This window comes from Pseudomonas cucumis (genome assembly GCF_030687935.1).
Taxonomy (GTDB): Bacteria; Pseudomonadota; Gammaproteobacteria; order Pseudomonadales; family Pseudomonadaceae; genus Aquipseudomonas; species Aquipseudomonas cucumis.
Genome location: NZ_CP117454.1, coordinates 1102230 through 1118772, shown reverse-complemented (window position 1 = coordinate 1118772; position 16543 = coordinate 1102230). Strand labels below are relative to the sequence as shown.

10 protein-coding genes, 2 tRNA genes, 3 rRNA genes and 1 pseudogene are annotated in these 16543 nt (G+C 56.4%); 8 read left to right on the top strand and 8 right to left on the bottom strand.

Translation table 11 applies throughout. The features are described from left to right. Window positions 1–940 precede the first annotated feature (940 nt). Window positions 941–1270, top strand: a complete 330-nt coding sequence (locus PSH97_RS04845; protein WP_305448317.1) for a hypothetical protein — start codon at window positions 941–943, stop codon at window positions 1268–1270. Beyond that, window positions 1271–1828, top strand: coding sequence for a hypothetical protein (locus tag PSH97_RS04840; protein WP_305448316.1), 558 nt, complete (start codon window positions 1271–1273; stop codon window positions 1826–1828). On the opposite strand, the gene PSH97_RS04835 is transcribed toward PSH97_RS04840, so the two are convergent. After that, on the bottom strand, window positions 1825–2574 hold the full coding sequence (locus PSH97_RS04835; RefSeq protein ID WP_305448315.1) for a tetratricopeptide repeat protein: 750 nt from the start codon (window positions 2572–2574) through the stop codon (window positions 1825–1827). The genes PSH97_RS04840 and PSH97_RS04835 overlap by 4 nt on opposite strands. A gap of 556 nt (window positions 2575–3130) precedes the next feature. Here PSH97_RS04835 and PSH97_RS04830 point away from each other — a divergent pair. Then, a complete protein-coding gene (locus PSH97_RS04830; protein WP_305448314.1) occupies window positions 3131–3412 on the top strand; it encodes a DUF3077 domain-containing protein in 282 nt (93 codons plus the stop codon). Window positions 3413–3576: 164 nt separating this feature from the next. Here the strand turns inward: PSH97_RS04830 and PSH97_RS04825 are convergent. Next, a pseudogene (locus PSH97_RS04825) lies at window positions 3577–3701 on the bottom strand (PH domain-containing protein); the annotation flags it as partial. A gap of 114 nt (window positions 3702–3815) precedes the next feature. On the opposite strand from PSH97_RS04825, the gene PSH97_RS04820 reads away from it, so the two are divergent. The 5 genes from PSH97_RS04820 to PSH97_RS04800 all read left to right on the top strand — a co-directional run bounded on the left by PSH97_RS04820 (window position 3816) and on the right by PSH97_RS04800 (window position 9667). Further along, a complete protein-coding gene (locus PSH97_RS04820) occupies window positions 3816–4193 on the top strand; it encodes a hypothetical protein (protein ID WP_305448313.1) in 378 nt (125 codons plus the stop codon). A 338-nt stretch (window positions 4194–4531) separates the two neighbouring features. Continuing rightward, the gene (locus PSH97_RS04815; protein ID WP_305448312.1) at window positions 4532–5008 is read left to right on the top strand and encodes a formate dehydrogenase subunit gamma; all 477 of its coding nucleotides are present in this window, start codon (window positions 4532–4534) and stop codon (window positions 5006–5008) included. After that, on the top strand, window positions 5005–6567 hold the full coding sequence (locus PSH97_RS04810) for a formate dehydrogenase beta subunit (RefSeq protein ID WP_305448311.1): 1563 nt from the start codon (window positions 5005–5007) through the stop codon (window positions 6565–6567). The genes PSH97_RS04815 and PSH97_RS04810 overlap by 4 nt, the downstream gene beginning before the upstream one ends. Beyond that, the gene (gene fdhF / locus PSH97_RS04805; protein ID WP_305448310.1) at window positions 6564–9449 is read left to right on the top strand and encodes a formate dehydrogenase subunit alpha; all 2886 of its coding nucleotides are present in this window, start codon (window positions 6564–6566) and stop codon (window positions 9447–9449) included. The genes PSH97_RS04810 and fdhF overlap by 4 nt, the downstream gene beginning before the upstream one ends. Then, window positions 9446–9667: a formate dehydrogenase subunit delta gene (locus PSH97_RS04800; protein ID WP_305448309.1), complete on the top strand. Its 222-nt coding sequence runs from the start codon at window positions 9446–9448 to the stop codon at window positions 9665–9667. The genes fdhF and PSH97_RS04800 overlap by 4 nt, the downstream gene beginning before the upstream one ends. A gap of 64 nt (window positions 9668–9731) precedes the next feature. Here the strand turns inward: PSH97_RS04800 and PSH97_RS04795 are convergent, their stop codons facing one another. The 6 genes from PSH97_RS04795 to PSH97_RS04770 form a co-directional block, all read right to left on the bottom strand. Continuing rightward, complete coding sequence (locus PSH97_RS04795) at window positions 9732–11093, bottom strand: ATP-binding protein (RefSeq protein ID WP_305448308.1); 1362 nt, start codon at window positions 11091–11093, stop codon at window positions 9732–9734. 173 nt (window positions 11094–11266) lie between these two features. Continuing rightward, window positions 11267–11382, bottom strand: a 5S ribosomal RNA gene (rrf, locus tag PSH97_RS04790). Window positions 11383–11541: 159 nt separating this feature from the next. Then, window positions 11542–14433: ribosomal RNA gene (locus PSH97_RS04785) — 23S ribosomal RNA — on the bottom strand. 235 nt (window positions 14434–14668) lie between these two features. Beyond that, window positions 14669–14744 (bottom strand) — tRNA-Ala (locus PSH97_RS04780). Between the two features lie 30 nt (window positions 14745–14774). Next, a tRNA-Ile gene (locus PSH97_RS04775) sits at window positions 14775–14851 on the bottom strand. 82 nt (window positions 14852–14933) lie between these two features. After that, a 16S ribosomal RNA gene (locus PSH97_RS04770) occupies window positions 14934–16469 on the bottom strand. Together the 16S, 23S and 5S rRNA genes with 2 tRNA genes alongside form the textbook arrangement of a ribosomal RNA operon. Between the last annotated feature and the right edge of the window lie 74 nt (window positions 16470–16543).

Below are 16543 nucleotides of genomic sequence, written 5' to 3'. Positions count from 1 at the left end.
GCGCGTTCGTGTTAGCGGCTGGACTTTTTAAGTTAGTTGACAGGTTGACGGAGTTGACTCGGTTGACCAACGCCAACGTGCGTTATCAGCAACACAAAGGGGCATCATTACCGATGCGGTAACGATGCCCTTTTTTCTTCAAGATCCTTTCAATTTCAACGTTTGAAATTTCAGTAAGCTGCATAGCCTGTCGCTAACACGATGTCGCGGGTTTCCGACCCCGTGTCCTTCAGATAGTCCCAGGGTCCCCGGCGGCTTTTTGGCGACTGATTGCTTTCTGCCATCCTCCGGCTAACCTCCATCCCTACTGGTCATCGCGCATCTCGGCCAGCAAAGCAGACATGGTTAAAAATGTTGAGTCATTACCGATCCGCCACACGGAAGCGAGGACTAGCAAATGCAATCATTTATCGTAAATAGAAACGTTCAAGCGAACGGCGACTACGAAGTGCACAACACGACGACTGGCTGCAGTTTCATGCCGCAGCTGGAGAATCAGGTATCACTCGGAAATCACCTAACCTGCACCGGCGCTGTTAGCGCCGCTCGAGGGGCAAACCCCACACTAAGAATTAATGGTTGCTACTATTGCTGCAACCCTTGCCACACCAGCTAGGTTCCTGGCAAAGCACAGCGGGGTTTACGGGTCGTTTATGCCTAGATCTAGGATTGTGCGATCATAGGCCCAAGCAAGCTGTATCCCCGTGTGTATCCCTAACGATATAATCCGGCTGTAGGCCACGGATTATATGGAAGACTCCAGTCTCCCTCGGCACCAAAATTAAGAAAGGTCTTGCTTAGCAAGGCCTTTTTTTTCGTCTGTAGAAAAGTCATTGCCCGCACCGCTGTCGTGTGGGGGCTGCCGAAGGTTGCGATCTTTTGATCTTGCTTCTTCTCACGCACGTCCCGCACCGGTGGAACATTTCACAAGGATTCCCCCATGGAATTGCAGCTGGAAACTGTTGCCCTCTTCTCTCTCAAGCTGGCTTATGAGACGGAAGATTCAAGTCCGATTTTGCGTGACGATCTGCTCATGGGTGATTACCAGCGGGATGTGTTTGAGTTGCTGGTGCGGCGGCGGGATGTCGAGACCATTAAGGTCAAAGTGGGTGAGTGCGTGGGGTTGGCGCTTGAGGCGATAGGTGGGGGTGGCACGCCGCTGGGTCGAGAGCTGGATAGATTGTCAGGAGATTTCAGCGCTGCGCAGACGATGGAACAGCTTGATACGCCGCTCATTGCCCTTAAGGAATACTTGAAAGATATTCAGTGAATGAAAATGCAGCGTGCAAACCAGGCGTTTCCGGCTTTTCTTAAACAAGAGGCAGAGGCTCTCGACCAGGTTATAGGCCAGCTCTGCCAGGCGCGTGTGGAAATGCATCGATTCATAGAGATCAGAGTCGGCGAGGAGGACTTGATCATTCCCTACCGGATTTATGACCTAGGTTATGAAACAGCCTTTGGCTACTTGAATGAAACCCAGAGCCTTTTGTACTCGTGCCTTCTGACACGGCACCACGATGGTCATGTGCGCCAACGTCAATTGGAACGGATTCTCTCAGTGCATGCCCCTTTGATTGTCCCGTTCGTGTTGCAACTGACGGGCGAGTACGTCATCCAGATTCTAGAAACCGTTGAAGCGCACCTACCCAAGTTCGATCCGGCGCTTTACGGTCGTTTTATTCGGGACAATCAGGCGTACTTTCAAACGACGCAAGCACGCATGATCAGCTACTGGGATTGCTACTACCGACACTCGTACAAATACCAGTCCGACTATGTCGGGTTTCGGCTGTTTGCCAAATTTCGCGAATTTCAAGAAAGCTGCTAGAACTCAACCCTGTTATAAACGCCTTCAGCACCCACATTATGACCAAAGCCGCACCACTCACCTGCCGTGCGCTTTACAGTGAGCAGATCTTTTTTAATGTCGAAGTCGTATACGCAGTCGCCTTCGTCATCTCCGCTCATGGCGTATTGAGCCTTGCCATTATCAACCTCTAATACCGTTGAAAACTCACCTATATTGGGACCGTAGTACATCGCCATCAGGCCAGCGTAATAACCCTGAAAATCAACTTTGTATTTCTGACCCTGCGGCTTGATAGTCATGGTGTTCCATAACGAAGCCCCGGCATATTGCCAATATTGCCCTTCTGACTTAGCAGACAGTTTCTCTACCGAGTTTTTTATATCGTCACTGATTTTTTCAAGGTTGAAAATCGACTTTTTGTCGTTTGGAAGAATATTCAGCCATGCCCGGGCCTTAAGGTAATTGCCTTCGTGTACATAGGTGAGAGCGACGTTATTGTAGGCCATCGCAACTGCCTCTTCGCCCAGCTGACAACTCTCCGACCAGCCGACCTGCCGCTCGTATTGCTCCCGAGCCTTGGCGTATTGCTTAAGCTTGTAATACTTTCCGCCCTCGGCGGAGTATTCACTAATTTTAAGACAGTTAGCTGTCGCCTCTTCCTCAGTAATGTCCGCATAAGCAAAAAGCGGGGTAATAAAAAGCAGTATGATCGCGTCAATTTTTATAAAGCGGCGCACTGAAGGATAGAAGTGCTGAATATCCATATTATTTTTTCCTGTTAAAAACTTAAATTCCAAACGGCGCAAAGGGTAGCGTTGTCGTGCGGGAGAAACAATTGCATAAAAAGGGGACAGTCCATCTGACGGCAGTGACATTTTTTGCGATGTCTGAAGCCAGGGGTTTCAGCGGGAGCGCTCGAGCCAGGACCGGTCGAAGGTTGCAGGAAAAAGATCTACACGATAACCTCCCGCCGTCGCTGCCAATTCAGCGACCGGGTGTGGAAACCCGTGTAATTCAAGGCGCAACAGCGCCCCCATCACGTCTGCCGGCGCTTTTTTTATGTCTGCGGCGTGAGTTATGGCGGCTGTGCGTGGGACGTCTTCGGGCGTGCCGGTTTCCTTGATTCCCGGTTTTCCACCCTGCGCACAGCTGTCACCCATTCGTGTGGAAACGAACGTGGCGGCTCCCCATATCAAGGAGTCTGATAATGCGCAGCATCAATCCGTACAAATTTTGGCTGTTCCCTCAATGCAGTTCCCAATCGCGTAACGCCTCACCATCTACCCTCTCCCACCGCCTCTCCGTCATCGGAGGTGGCAAATGACCGATCAATCAGAACTCAAAACCATCGGCCTAACACCCGCCATCTACTGCGCGGATCAAGCCCTGTTCCACGTCACTGGCGGCGTTCCCCTCGGTGATGCGTTAGCCATGGCTTCTGATTTTCTGTTTCTCGCCAAGAAGCTGACCGAAGATGCTGCTTACGCCAGAGACACCGACCGCCACGCCTGGGCCGCGCATTATTTGACGGCGATGAGTAAGGCGGTGGTTGATGATGCGGTGAAGGTGCTTAGGCGGGATGGTTCTGATGCCAGTCGGTAAGGCATAAGGCCTGTGGGAGCCAACTGCTTGCGATGACGGCGGTGCACTCAGCATTGATGTTGGCTGACCTGGCGCTTTCGCGGGCAAGCCCGCTCCCACAGGGATTGCGCTTGACTGACAGACATCATTAGCCCCGAGATTGTCGGGGCTTTCGATTACTCAGCTCACAGCAAATGCGGAGAAATTAGCGTCGAAAGCTCCATCATCGATGTCCTGCCGGTGAATTCAAACTTCACCGTCCCCTCGATGAAAAACAAATCTCCAACTCGGAATCCACCCACATCAAACCAACAACGCCCTTCAGCCCAAAGCCACCAGTTTGATATCGTTCCTCCATCGCCTCATCTCATCAAAGATGACCAAAGGCGGTTTCAGGGGAATTGTTAACAAGGAAAAGGATTGAATGCAGCTAATCGGCGTGTTGATGTTTTTCGCTGCGACAGTGGGGATGTGGATTGGGGTGGTGAGGAGCCGTGGCGCCATGAATCTGTGGCTCGCTAACCTGACGGGTGCCGTGGGTAGTTTTATTGTCGGAATTGCCGTGCTGATTCTGTTCAACAGATGGTTTGTCCCCGGAGGAAACTCGGTACGGGGCGTTGTATTCATTTTCTATACGATGATGGCGGTTTTAGGGGCCTTTGTCGGAACCTGGCTTCTGGTGATCGCCAGGCTCCAGCAGTCTGAATATCCCGTCGTCCGTCATTTGATCGCCGGAGCGTGCAGTGTGTTGGCGGCACTGACCACGGCGGTGTTGTGGGTGATGATCCTTTTCGCCAAGTGAGTGTTTTGACACCCCGCTCATCGCGCTCAAGGATTCCCTGAAAGATACTCGGTGAGCGAACGCCTTTGGCTGCGCTCTTCTAGACTTAATAGGTAGTCGTAGACAGAATCGAACACGTCGCTTTGGTGCAGATGAATCAAAGGCAGCATGGCAAGCTGCCTGTTATGCCCTGAAGAGGTGCGGCAAAGATCGCACCGGGCCCAACAAGATGCCCGCTCAGGGTGCCTGGCCAACGGCCTGAAAATGCCACGATGCCGTGACGTGGTGTGACTGCCGCAGCCGACACTTTCGGACAACTGACAACCGCCTGGTTTGTCCGTGATCGTGAGGAATGCTGTATGCCTGATGAGATGTTGCACCTGCCTATGGTCAACAGCCTGTTGGAGCGCCACAAGCGCTCCCCCGGCGCACTGTTGCCGATCCTTCATGAGATTCAGGAGGGCATCGGTTACATTCCCGATGTCGCCATCCCCGAGATTGCCCACGCGCTCAACCTGAGTCAGGCCGAGGTTCGCGGGGTGATCAGTTTCTACCATGACTTCCGCACCGCGCCCCCCGCCCGGCATATTCTGCGTCTGTGTCGGGCCGAGTCCTGCCAGAGCCGCGGTGCCGAGCAGCTTGCGGCGCAGTTGCGCGAACGTCTGCAACTGGACGACCACGGCAGCAGCGCCGACGGCAATATCAGCCTGCGTCCGGTGTATTGCCTCGGCGCCTGCGCCTGTTCGCCTGCCCTGGAGCTGGATGGTCAGCTGCATGCGCGGCTCAGCCCCGAGCGTCTGGATGCCCTGCTCGATGCTTGCCGGGAGGACGCATGATGCCGCGCCTCTATTTGCCCTGTGATTCCCTCGCCCGCGCCGTGGGCGCCGATGAGGTGGCCGTGGCCCTTGCCACTCAGGCCCAGGAACGCAGTTTGCCGCTGGACCTGCAACGCACCAGTTCTCGCGGCCTGTACTGGCTGGAACCACTGCTGGAAGTGGACTCCCCGCAAGGCCGTATCGGCTTCGGTCCGCTGACCGCTGCCGATGTGCCGTCGGTGCTCGATGCGCTGCAAGGCGAGTCGTCCGACCATCCGCTGGCCTTGGGTCTGGTGGAAGAATTGCCGTATCTGAAGACGCAACAACGCCTGCTGTTTGCCCGCGCCGGCATTACCCGGCCGCTGTCCCTGGACGATTACCGGGATCATGGCGGTTTCGAGGGCTTGACCCGGGCCGTCGCCATTGGCGGTGAGGAGACCGCGACAGAAGTGTTCGATTCAGGCCTGCGTGGCCGTGGCGGCGCGGCCTTCCCCGCCGGGATCAAATGGCGCACGGTGCGCGCCACCCAGGCGGCGCAGAAATACATTGTGTGCAACGCTGATGAAGGCGACTCCGGCACTTTTGCCGACCGCATGTTGATGGAAGGCGACCCCTTCCTGCTGATCGAAGGCATGGCCATTGCCGGCATCACCGTCGGCGCCACCTACGGCTACATCTATGTGCGCTCGGAATATCCACAGGCCGTGGCCACCCTGCGTGCGGCGCTGGAGATTGCCCGGTCCAACGGTTATCTCGGCGCCAATGTCGGTGGCAGCGGCCTGGCCTTCGATATGGAAGTGCGGGTCGGTGCTGGCGCTTACATCTGCGGTGAGGAAACCGCGCTGCTGGACTCCCTCGAGGGCAAGCGCGGGATCGTCCGTGCCAAGCCGCCGATTCCCGCGTTGCAGGGGCTGTTCGGCCAGCCAACGCTGGTGCACAACGTGCTGACCCTGGCCTCGGTGCCGCTGATTCTGGCCAAGGGCGCGCAGTTCTATCGCGATTACGGCATGGGCCGTTCCCTGGGCACCATGCCCTTCCAGCTGGCGGGCAATATTCGTCACGGCGGTCTGGTGGAGCGGGCCTTTGGCTTGACCTTGCGGGAACTGGTGGAAGACTACGGCGGCGGCACCGCCAGTGGCCGACCGCTGAAGGCCGCGCAGGTGGGCGGCCCGCTCGGCGCCTGGGTGCCACCGTCGCAATTCGACACACCGCTGGATTACGAAGCGTTCGCCGCCATCGGCGCGATGCTCGGCCACGGTGGTGTGGTGGTGGCTGATGACACGTTGGACATGGCCCACATGGCGCGCTTCGCCATGCAGTTCTGCGCCGAGGAATCCTGTGGCAAATGCACCCCATGCCGCATCGGCTCGACCCGGGGCGTGGAGGTGATTGACCGCCTGCTGGCCGCGCCTGACCAGAACGGTCGTGATGAGCAGGTGATCATCCTCAAGGACCTGTGCGACACCCTGCAATACGGTTCGCTGTGTGCGTTGGGCGGCATGACCTCCTATCCGGTCGTCAGCGCCCTCAAGTACTTCCCCGCCGACTTCGGTCTGCAGTCCTCGGAGGCCGACCAATGATCACTCTCTTCGACCCGAAAACCGATATCGATTTGGGAACCCCGGCCCGCGAAAGTCAGGTGCAGGTCACCCTGAACATCGACGGCCAAAGCATCACCGTGCCCGAAGGCACCTCAGTGATGCGCGCCGCCGCGCTGCTGGGCACCACCATTCCCAAACTGTGTGCCACCGACAGCCTGGAAGCCTTCGGCTCCTGCCGCATGTGCCTGGTGGAGATCGACGGCATGCGCGGCTACCCCGCGTCCTGCACCACGCCGGTCAGCGAAGGCATGAGCGTACACACCCAAACGCCGAAGCTCGCCACCCTGCGCCGCAACGTCATGGAGCTGTACATCTCCGATCACCCGCTGGACTGTCTGACCTGCTCAGCCAACGGCAACTGCGAGCTGCAAACCGTGGCCGGCCAAGTCGGCCTGCGGGAAGTGCGTTACGGCTATGAAGGTGAAAACCATCTGGCCGACCAGAAGGACACCTCCAACCCCTACTTCGACTACGACCCGAGCAAGTGCATCGTCTGCAACCGCTGCGTGCGCGCCTGCGAAGAAACCCAGGGCACCTTTGCTCTGACCATTACCGGGCGCGGTTTCGAATCCCGGGTTGCCGCCGCCGGTGGCGATAACTTCCTCGACTCCGAATGCGTGTCCTGCGGCGCCTGTGTGCAAGCCTGCCCCACCGCGACCCTGATGGAAAAAAGCGTGGTCGAACTGGGTCAGCCCGAACACAGCGTGATCACCACGTGCGCCTATTGCGGCGTGGGCTGCTCGTTCCGCGCCGAGATGAAAGGCGACCAGGTCGTACGCATGGTTCCAGACAAGAACGGCCAGGCCAACCACGGCCACTCTTGCGTCAAAGGGCGCTTTGCCTGGGGCTACGCCACTCACCCGGATCGCATTACCAAGCCAATGATCCGCAAACACATCAATGACCCTTGGCAGGAAGTCAGCTGGGATGAAGCGGTGACCTACGCCGCCAGCGAATTCCGCCGGTTGCAGCAAAAATACGGCCGCGACTCCATTGGTGGCATCACCTCCAGCCGCTGCACCAACGAAGAAACCTACCTGGTGCAAAAACTGGTGCGTGCTGCGTTCGGCAACAACAACGTCGACACCTGTGCGCGGGTCTGCCACTCGCCGACCGGTTATGGTTTGAAACAAACCCTGGGCGAGTCCGCCGGCACCCAGAGTTTTGACTCGGTAATGCAGGCCGACGTGATCCTGGTGATGGGCGCCAACCCCAGCGACGCCCACCCGGTGTTCGCCTCCCAGCTCAAGCGCCGCTTGCGTGAAGGCGCGCGGCTGATCGTCATCGACCCGCGACGCATTGATCTGGTGGACTCGGTGCATGCCCGCGCCGAACTGCACCTGGCCCTGCGCCCGGGCACCAACGTCGCCATGCTCAACGCCTTGGCCCACGTCATCGTCACCGAAGGCTTGCTCAACCAGGCCTTTATCGACGTCCGTTGCGAGGGCAGTGATTTCGCCCGCTGGAGCGAGTTTGTCAGCCGCGCGGAAAACTCGCCGGAAATCCTTGGCCCCATCTGCGGCGTCGCCGCTGCCGACATCCGCGCCGCCGCCCGTCTGTATGCCACCGGCGGCAATGCGGCGATCTACTACGGCCTGGGCGTTACCGAGCACAGCCAGGGCAGCACCGCGGTCATGGGCATCGCCAACCTGGCCATGGCCACCGGCAACATCGGCCGCGAAGGCGTGGGCGTGAACCCGCTACGTGGGCAGAACAACGTTCAGGGTTCCTGCGACATGGGCTCCTTCCCCCACGAGTTGCCTGGCTACCGGCACATCTCCAACGAGGTGGTACGGGCGCAGTTCGAACAGGCCTGGAACGTCACCCTGCAACCCGACCCGGGCCTGCGCATTCCCAACATGTTCGAGGCAGCCCTGGGCGGCAGCTTTAAGGGCTTGTATTGCCAAGGCGAAGACATTGCCCAAAGTGATCCCAATACCCAGCACGTCACCGCGGCGTTGTCGGCGATGGAATGCGTGGTGGTGCAGGACATTTTCCTCAACGAAACCGCGAAGTTCGCTCATGTGTTCCTGCCGGGCAGCTCGTTCCTGGAAAAAGACGGCACCTTCACCAACGCCGAGCGGCGCATCTCCCGGGTGCGCAAAGTCATGGAGCCGCTGGGCGGCAAGGCCGACTGGGAAGGCACGGTGGCCCTGGCCAACGCCCTGGGTTACCCGATGCACTACCAGCACCCGTCAGAAATCATGGATGAAATCGCCAGCCTGACGCCGACTTTCACCAACGTCAGTTACACCGAACTGGATCGCCACGGCAGCCTGCAATGGCCGTGCAACGCCGCGGCACCGGACGGCACGCCGACCATGCACATCAACGAGTTCGTGCGCGGCAAGGGGCGCTTCATGCTCACCGGTTATGTGCCCACCGAGGAAAAGGTCAACAGTCGTTATCCCCTTCTGCTGACCACCGGGCGCATCCTCAGCCAGTACAACGTCGGCGCCCAGACTCGGCGCACCGACAACGTCGCCTGGCACCACGAAGACCGCCTGGAAATCCACCCGACCGACGCCGAGAGCCGTGGCATCAACGAAGGTGACTGGGTCGGCATAGGCAGCCGCGCCGGACAAACCGTACTGCGTGCGCGGATCACCGAACGGGTAGCCCCAGGCGTGGTGTACACCACCTTCCACTTCCCTGAATCGGGGGCCAACGTCATCACCACCGACAACTCCGACTGGGCCACCAACTGTCCGGAGTACAAGGTTACCGCCGTGGAAGTCAGCCGCGTCTACCACCCTTCCGAGTGGCAAAAACGCTATCAGGAATTCAGCGACGAACAACAACGTCTGCTCGACGAACGCCGCCAGGCACGCACCGCCGGAAAAGCCGAGGTACGCCGATGAGCACTGACAACCTGATCAAAATGGCCAACCAGATCGCCCAGTACTTCGCCAGCGAACCAGACCAGCAACAAGCCGTGCTCGGCGTGCGTAATCACCTGCAGATGTACTGGACGCCCAGTATGCGCAAGGAGTTGCTGGCCTGGCAGACGACACATCAGGGGGCAGACTTGCACCCGCTGGCGCAGGCGGCGGTCAGTGGGGCGGGCTGGGAGGCTTAGGTTCACTTGATCGCCTGGATTGCCCCTTGGTCTGTGAAAACAGGCCAAGGGGCAATCCATTTCTTCACGCCGCCGGATGCACCGGCAACACCACCAACGCTTCCAACCCGCCCATCGACCGATTACGCAGTGTCAGCTCGCCTCCGTGTTCCAGCACAATCGCCCGCGCCGCCGATAACCCCAAACCAACACCCCCAGTGCTTTTGTTACGCGAGCCTTCCATCCGGAAGAACGGCACAAATACTTGTTTAAGGCTCGTATCCGGAATACCCGGCCCACAATCCAGTATTTTGATCCGCACCTGTCCATCATCGGGGATCAGTTCAACCGTCGGCCCACTACCGTACTTGATAGCGTTATCGAGCAAGTTGGTAATTACCCGTTTAAGCCCCAACGGACGCCCGAAATACACCAGCCGCAACGGCCCGCTAAAGGCAATCCCGATTCCCTGATCGCGGCAATCATCAAGTAACGTTTGCAGCAGTTCCGCCAGATCAAACTGGGTCGCCGGTTCAAGCCGCGCATCATCGCGAAAGAACTCCAGCGCCGAGTTGATCATTGCCTGCATTTCATCCACGTCACGAAACAGTCGCTGCTGTTGCTCGCTGTCTTCGATGAATTCGCCTCGCAAGCGCATCCGCGTCAGAGGAGCGCGCAGGTCGTGGGAGATGGCGGCGAGCATTTGCGTGCGGTCGCGGATGAAGTGTTGTAGCTGGGCCTGCATGGCGTTGAACGCGAGAATGGCCTGGCGGATTTCGTGGGGGCCGAGCGGTTCGATGGGTGGGGCGCGGAAGTCCGTGCCGAAGCGGCGAGCGCCTTCGGCGAAGCGCTGCAAAGGGGTGGCGAGGCGGCGGGTGGCGATCAGCGCGACCAATGCGGTGGAGATTAGCACCAGAAGAATCACGATCAGGTAGCGTGGCGCTTCGTCGAGCCCCCAACTGCGTGAGGGTGCGGAGAACATCAGCCAGGATGAATCCGATAGCTCGATCAGCAGCGCGTAATGCGCGTCTTCCGTGTGCTGCGTCCAGTCGGCCGGTTCATAGGCTTCGATGCGCCGGTCTGGGGCTCTGAGCATCGGCTGCAGGATGGTCGAGCCGATGTCAGACTTCGGATCGTCCACTGTCGGCAGATTGAGGTCGTGCCGATCAGGGTGCCAGGTGATAGTGAAGCCGCTCTCGTTGGCGGCTTGCGCCAATGAGTGGCGCAGGGGCGCCGGAGCGGCCTCGATGACGCGAGTGATGGCGGCGGCTTTTTCCAGCAGGCCGATTTCGGTCAACGGCGGGCGGGCCCAAACCCCGGCCAGTTGGATAAACAACCCGTTGAGCGCCAGTGAGATGAGCATGGCCAGGATGATCGTCAAAGCGATCCAGCGCGCAACCGTATCTTGCGGCCAGTCTCGGGCGCGAATCCGCTTCAGCCAGCTCATCGCCGCGTGAGGCAGGTGTCTTGAGAGCGGACAGCCAATCGTTGTCTTGATTTTCAGGGTGACGATACGGAGGATGGAAGTTTTCCGGTCGCGTGCTGCCACCGGAGAATTTTTTTCCCTGCGGACAAACAAAACCCCTACCTGCTTACGCAGATAGGGGTTTCGGAATTTAATCTTGACGATGACCTACTCTCACATGGGGAAACCCCACACTACCATCGGCGATGCATCGTTTCACTGCTGAGTTCGGGATGGGATCAGGTGGTTCCAATGCTCTATGGTCGTCAAGAAATTCGGTAGCCAGCTCGTTTGCCTTACGGCTCACGCTCCAGCGAATGGGTATGCGATAGTTTGTGTGTTTTGTGAGTATCTCGAACTTTCGGTTCGTTTCGTCTTCACACACCGCAATCTGGCGCCTCTTCAGGTCAGCAAATTGCTTGGGTGTTATATGGTCAAGCCTCACGGGCAATTAGTATTGGTTAGCTCAACGCCTCACAGCGCTTACACACCCAACCTATCAACGTCGTAGTCTTCGACGGCCCTTCAGGGGACTCAAGGTCCCAGTGAGATCTCATCTTGAGGCTAGTTTCCCGCTTAGATGCTTTCAGCGGTTATCTATTCCGAACATAGCTACCCGGCAATGCCACTGGCGTGACAACCGGAACACCAGAGGTTCGTCCACTCCGGTCCTCTCGTACTAGGAGCAGCCCCTCTCAAATCTCAAACGTCCACGGCAGATAGGGACCGAACTGTCTCACGACGTTCTAAACCCAGCTCGCGTACCACTTTAAATGGCGAACAGCCATACCCTTGGGACCGGCTTCAGCCCCAGGATGTGATGAGCCGACATCGAGGTGCCAAACACCGCCGTCGATATGAACTCTTGGGCGGTATCAGCCTGTTATCCCCGGAGTACCTTTTATCCGTTGAGCGATGGCCCTTCCATACAGAACCACCGGATCACTAAGACCTACTTTCGTACCTGCTCGACGTGTCTGTCTCGCAGTCAAGCGCGCTTTTGCCTTTATACTCTACGACCGATTTCCGACCGGTCTGAGCGCACCTTCGTACTCCTCCGTTACTCTTTAGGAGGAGACCGCCCCAGTCAAACTACCCACCATACACTGTCCTCGATCCGGATAACGGACCTGAGTTAGAACCTCAAAGTTGCCAGGGTGGTATTTCAAGGTTGGCTCCACGCGAACTGGCGTCCACGCTTCAAAGCCTCCCACCTATCCTACACAAGCAAATTCAAAGTCCAGTGCAAAGCTATAGTAAAGGTTCACGGGGTCTTTCCGTCTAGCCGCGGATACACTGCATCTTCACAGCGATTTCAATTTCACTGAGTCTCGGGTGGAGACAGCGCCGCCATCGTTACGCCATTCGTGCAGGTCGGAACTTACCCGACAAGGAATTTCGCTACCTTAGGACCGTTATAGTTACGGCCGCCGTTTACCGGGGCTTCGATCAAGAGCTTCGCGTTAGCTAACCCCATCAATTAACCTTCCGGCACCGGGCAGGCGTCACACCCTATACGTCCACTTTCGTGTTTGCAGAGTGCTGTGTTTTTAATAAACAGTCGCAGCGGCCTGGTATCTTCGACCGGCGTGGGCTTATGCAGTAAATGCTTCACCCTCACCGGCGCACCTTCTCCCGAAGTTACGGTGCCATTTTGCCTAGTTCCTTCACCCGAGTTCTCTCAAGCGCCTTGGTATTCTCTACCCAACCACCTGTGTCGGTTTGGGGTACGGTTCCTGGTTACCTGAAGCTTAGAAGCTTTTCTTGGAAGCATGGCATCAACCACTTCGTGTTCTAAAAGAACACTCGTCATCAGCTCTCGGCCTTAAGATCCCGGATTTACCTAAGATCTCAGCCTACCACCTTAAACTTGGACAACCAACGCCAAGCTGGCCTAGCCTTCTCCGTCCCTCCATCGCAATAACCAGAAGTACAGGAATATTAACCTGTTTTCCATCGACTACGCTTTTCAGCCTCGCCTTAGGGACCGACTAACCCTGCGTCGATTAACGTTGCGCAGGAAACCTTGGTCTTTCGGCGTGGGTGTTTTTCACACCCATTGTCGTTACTCATGTCAGCATTCGCACTTCTGATACCTCCAGCAAGCTTCTCAACTCACCTTCACAGGCTTACAGAACGCTCCTCTACCGCATCACCTAAGTGATACCCGTAGCTTCGGTGTATGGTTTGAGCCCCGTTACATCTTCCGCGCAGGCCGACTCGACTAGTGAGCTATTACGCTTTCTTTAAAGGGTGGCTGCTTCTAAGCCAACCTCCTAGCTGTCTAAGCCTTCCCACATCGTTTCCCACTTAACCATAACTTTGGGACCTTAGCTGACGGTCTGGGTTGTTTCCCTTTTCACGACGGACGTTAGCACCCGCCGTGTGTCTCCCATGCTCGGCACTTGTAGGTATTCGGAGTTTGCATCGGTTTGGTAAGTCGGGATGACCCCCTAGCCGAAACAGTGCTCTACCCCCTACAGTGATACATGAGGCGCTACCTAAATAGCTTTCGAGGAGAACCAGCTATCTCCGAGCTTGATTAGCCTTTCACTCCGATCCACAGGTCATCCGCTAACTTTTCAACGGTAGTCGGTTCGGTCCTCCAGTTAGTGTTACCCAACCTTCAACCTGCCCATGGATAGATCGCCCGGTTTCGGGTCTATTCCCAGCGACTAGACGCCCTATTAAGACTCGCTTTCGCTACGCCTCCCCTATTCGGTTAAGCTCGCCACTGAAAATAAGTCGCTGACCCATTATACAAAAGGTACGCAGTCACCCAACAAAGTGGGCTCCCACTGCTTGTACGCATACGGTTTCAGGATCTATTTCACTCCCCTCTCCGGGGTTCTTTTCGCCTTTCCCTCACGGTACTAGTTCACTATCGGTCAGTCAGTAGTATTTAGCCTTGGAGGATGGTCCCCCCATATTCAGACAAAGTTTCTCGTGCTCCGTCCTACTCGATTTCATGACCAAGAGATTTTCGCGTACAGGGCTATCACCCACTATGGCCGCACTTTCCAGAGCGTTCCGCTAATCTCAAAGCCACTTAAGGGCTAGTCCCCGTTCGCTCGCCACTACTAAGGGAATCTCGGTTGATTTCTTTTCCTCAGGGTACTTAGATGTTTCAGTTCCCCTGGTTCGCCTCTTAAGCCTATGTATTCAGCTTAAGATAACCATCTTATGATGGCTGGGTTCCCCCATTCAGACATCTCCGGATCAAAGTCTGTTTGCCGACTCCCCGAAGCTTTTCGCAGGCTACCACGTCTTTCATCGCCTCTGACTGCCAAGGCATCCACCGTATGCGCTTCTTCACTTGACCATATAACCCCAAGCAATCTGGTTATACTGTGAAGACGACATTCGCCGAAAATTCGCGATTAAACTCACAAATTTTACCTTAGCCTGATCACCACCAGTGAAAGTGGCCATCAGTCTATCTTTCTATCACATACCCAAATTTTTAAAGAACGATCTAATCAAAGACTAGAAATCAACATTCACCATCACCAGGATGGAATGCTCATTTCTAAGCTTTCAACAAACAGAAGCAGTAGTGGTGGAGCCAAACGGGATCGAACCGTTGACCTCCTGCGTGCAAGGCAGGCGCTCTCCCAGCTGAGCTATGGCCCCGTATTTCTACAGGCGTTTCCCACACAAAATTGGTGGGTCTGGGCAGATTCGAACTGCCGACCTCACCCTTATCAGGGGTGCGCTCTAACCAACTGAGCTACAGACCCAATTTCGGGCTGCTTCTTATCGTCTTCTTCAATGAATCAAGCAATTCGTGTGGGAACTTATGGAGCAGCTGATGTCGTCGATTAAGGAGGTGATCCAGCCGCAGGTTCCCCTACGGCTACCTTGTTACGACTTCACCCCAGTCATGAATCACACCGTGGTAACCGTCCTCCCGAAGGTTAGACTAGCTACTTCTGGTGCAACCCACTCCCATGGTGTGACGGGCGGTGTGTACAAGGCCCGGGAACGTATTCACCGCGACATTCTGATTCGCGATTACTAGCGATTCCGACTTCACGCAGTCGAGTTGCAGACTGCGATCCGGACTACGATCGGTTTTCTGGGATTAGCTCCACCTCGCGGCTTGGCAACCCTCTGTACCGACCATTGTAGCACGTGTGTAGCCCAGGCCGTAAGGGCCATGATGACTTGACGTCATCCCCACCTTCCTCCGGTTTGTCACCGGCAGTCTCCTTAGAGTGCCCACCATTACGTGCTGGTAACTAAGGACAAGGGTTGCGCTCGTTACGGGACTTAACCCAACATCTCACGACACGAGCTGACGACAGCCATGCAGCACCTGTCTCAATGTTCCCGAAGGCACCAATCCATCTCTGGAAAGTTCATTGGATGTCAAGGCCTGGTAAGGTTCTTCGCGTTGCTTCGAATTAAACCACATGCTCCACCGCTTGTGCGGGCCCCCGTCAATCATTTGAGTTTTAACCTTGCGGCCGTACTCCCCAGGCGGTCAACTTAATGCGTTAGCTGCGCCACTAAGAGCTCAAGGCTCCCAACGGCTAGTTGACATCGTTTACGGCGTGGACTACCAGGGTATCTAATCCTGTTTGCTCCCCACGCTTTCGCACCTCAGTGTCAGTATCAGTCCAGGTGGTCGCCTTCGCCACTGGTGTTCCTTCCTATATCTACGCATTTCACCGCTACACAGGAAATTCCACCACCCTCTACCATACTCTAGCTCGTCAGTTTTGAATGCAGTTCCCAGGTTGAGCCCGGGGATTTCACATCCAACTTAACGAACCACCTACGCGCGCTTTACGCCCAGTAATTCCGATTAACGCTTGCACCCTCTGTATTACCGCGGCTGCTGGCACAGAGTTAGCCGGTGCTTATTCTGTCGGTAACGTCAAAACAATTACGTATTAGGTAACTGCCCTTCCTCCCAACTTAAAGTGCTTTACAATCCGAAGACCTTCTTCACACACGCGGCATGGCTGGATCAGGCTTTCGCCCATTGTCCAATATTCCCCACTGCTGCCTCCCGTAGGAGTCTGGACCGTGTCTCAGTTCCAGTGTGACTGATCATCCTCTCAGACCAGTTACGGATCGTCGCCTTGGTGAGCCATTCCTCACCACTAGCTAATCCGACCTAGGCTCATCTGATAGCGCAAGGCCCGAAGGTCCCCTGCTTTCTCCCGTAGGACGTATGCGGTATTAGCGTCCGTTTCCGAGCGTTATCCCCCACTATCAGGCAGATTCCTAGGCATTACTCACCCGTCCGCCGCTCGCCACCAGGTACAAGTACCCGTGCTGCCGCTCGACTTGCATGTGTTAGGCCTGCCGCCAGCGTTCAATCTGAGCCATGATCAAACTCTTCAGTTCAAACATCTTTGGGTTTTTAAGAAACCCTAAACTTGGCTCAGCAATCGTTGGTTACATCTTTGATTTCTCGCGGA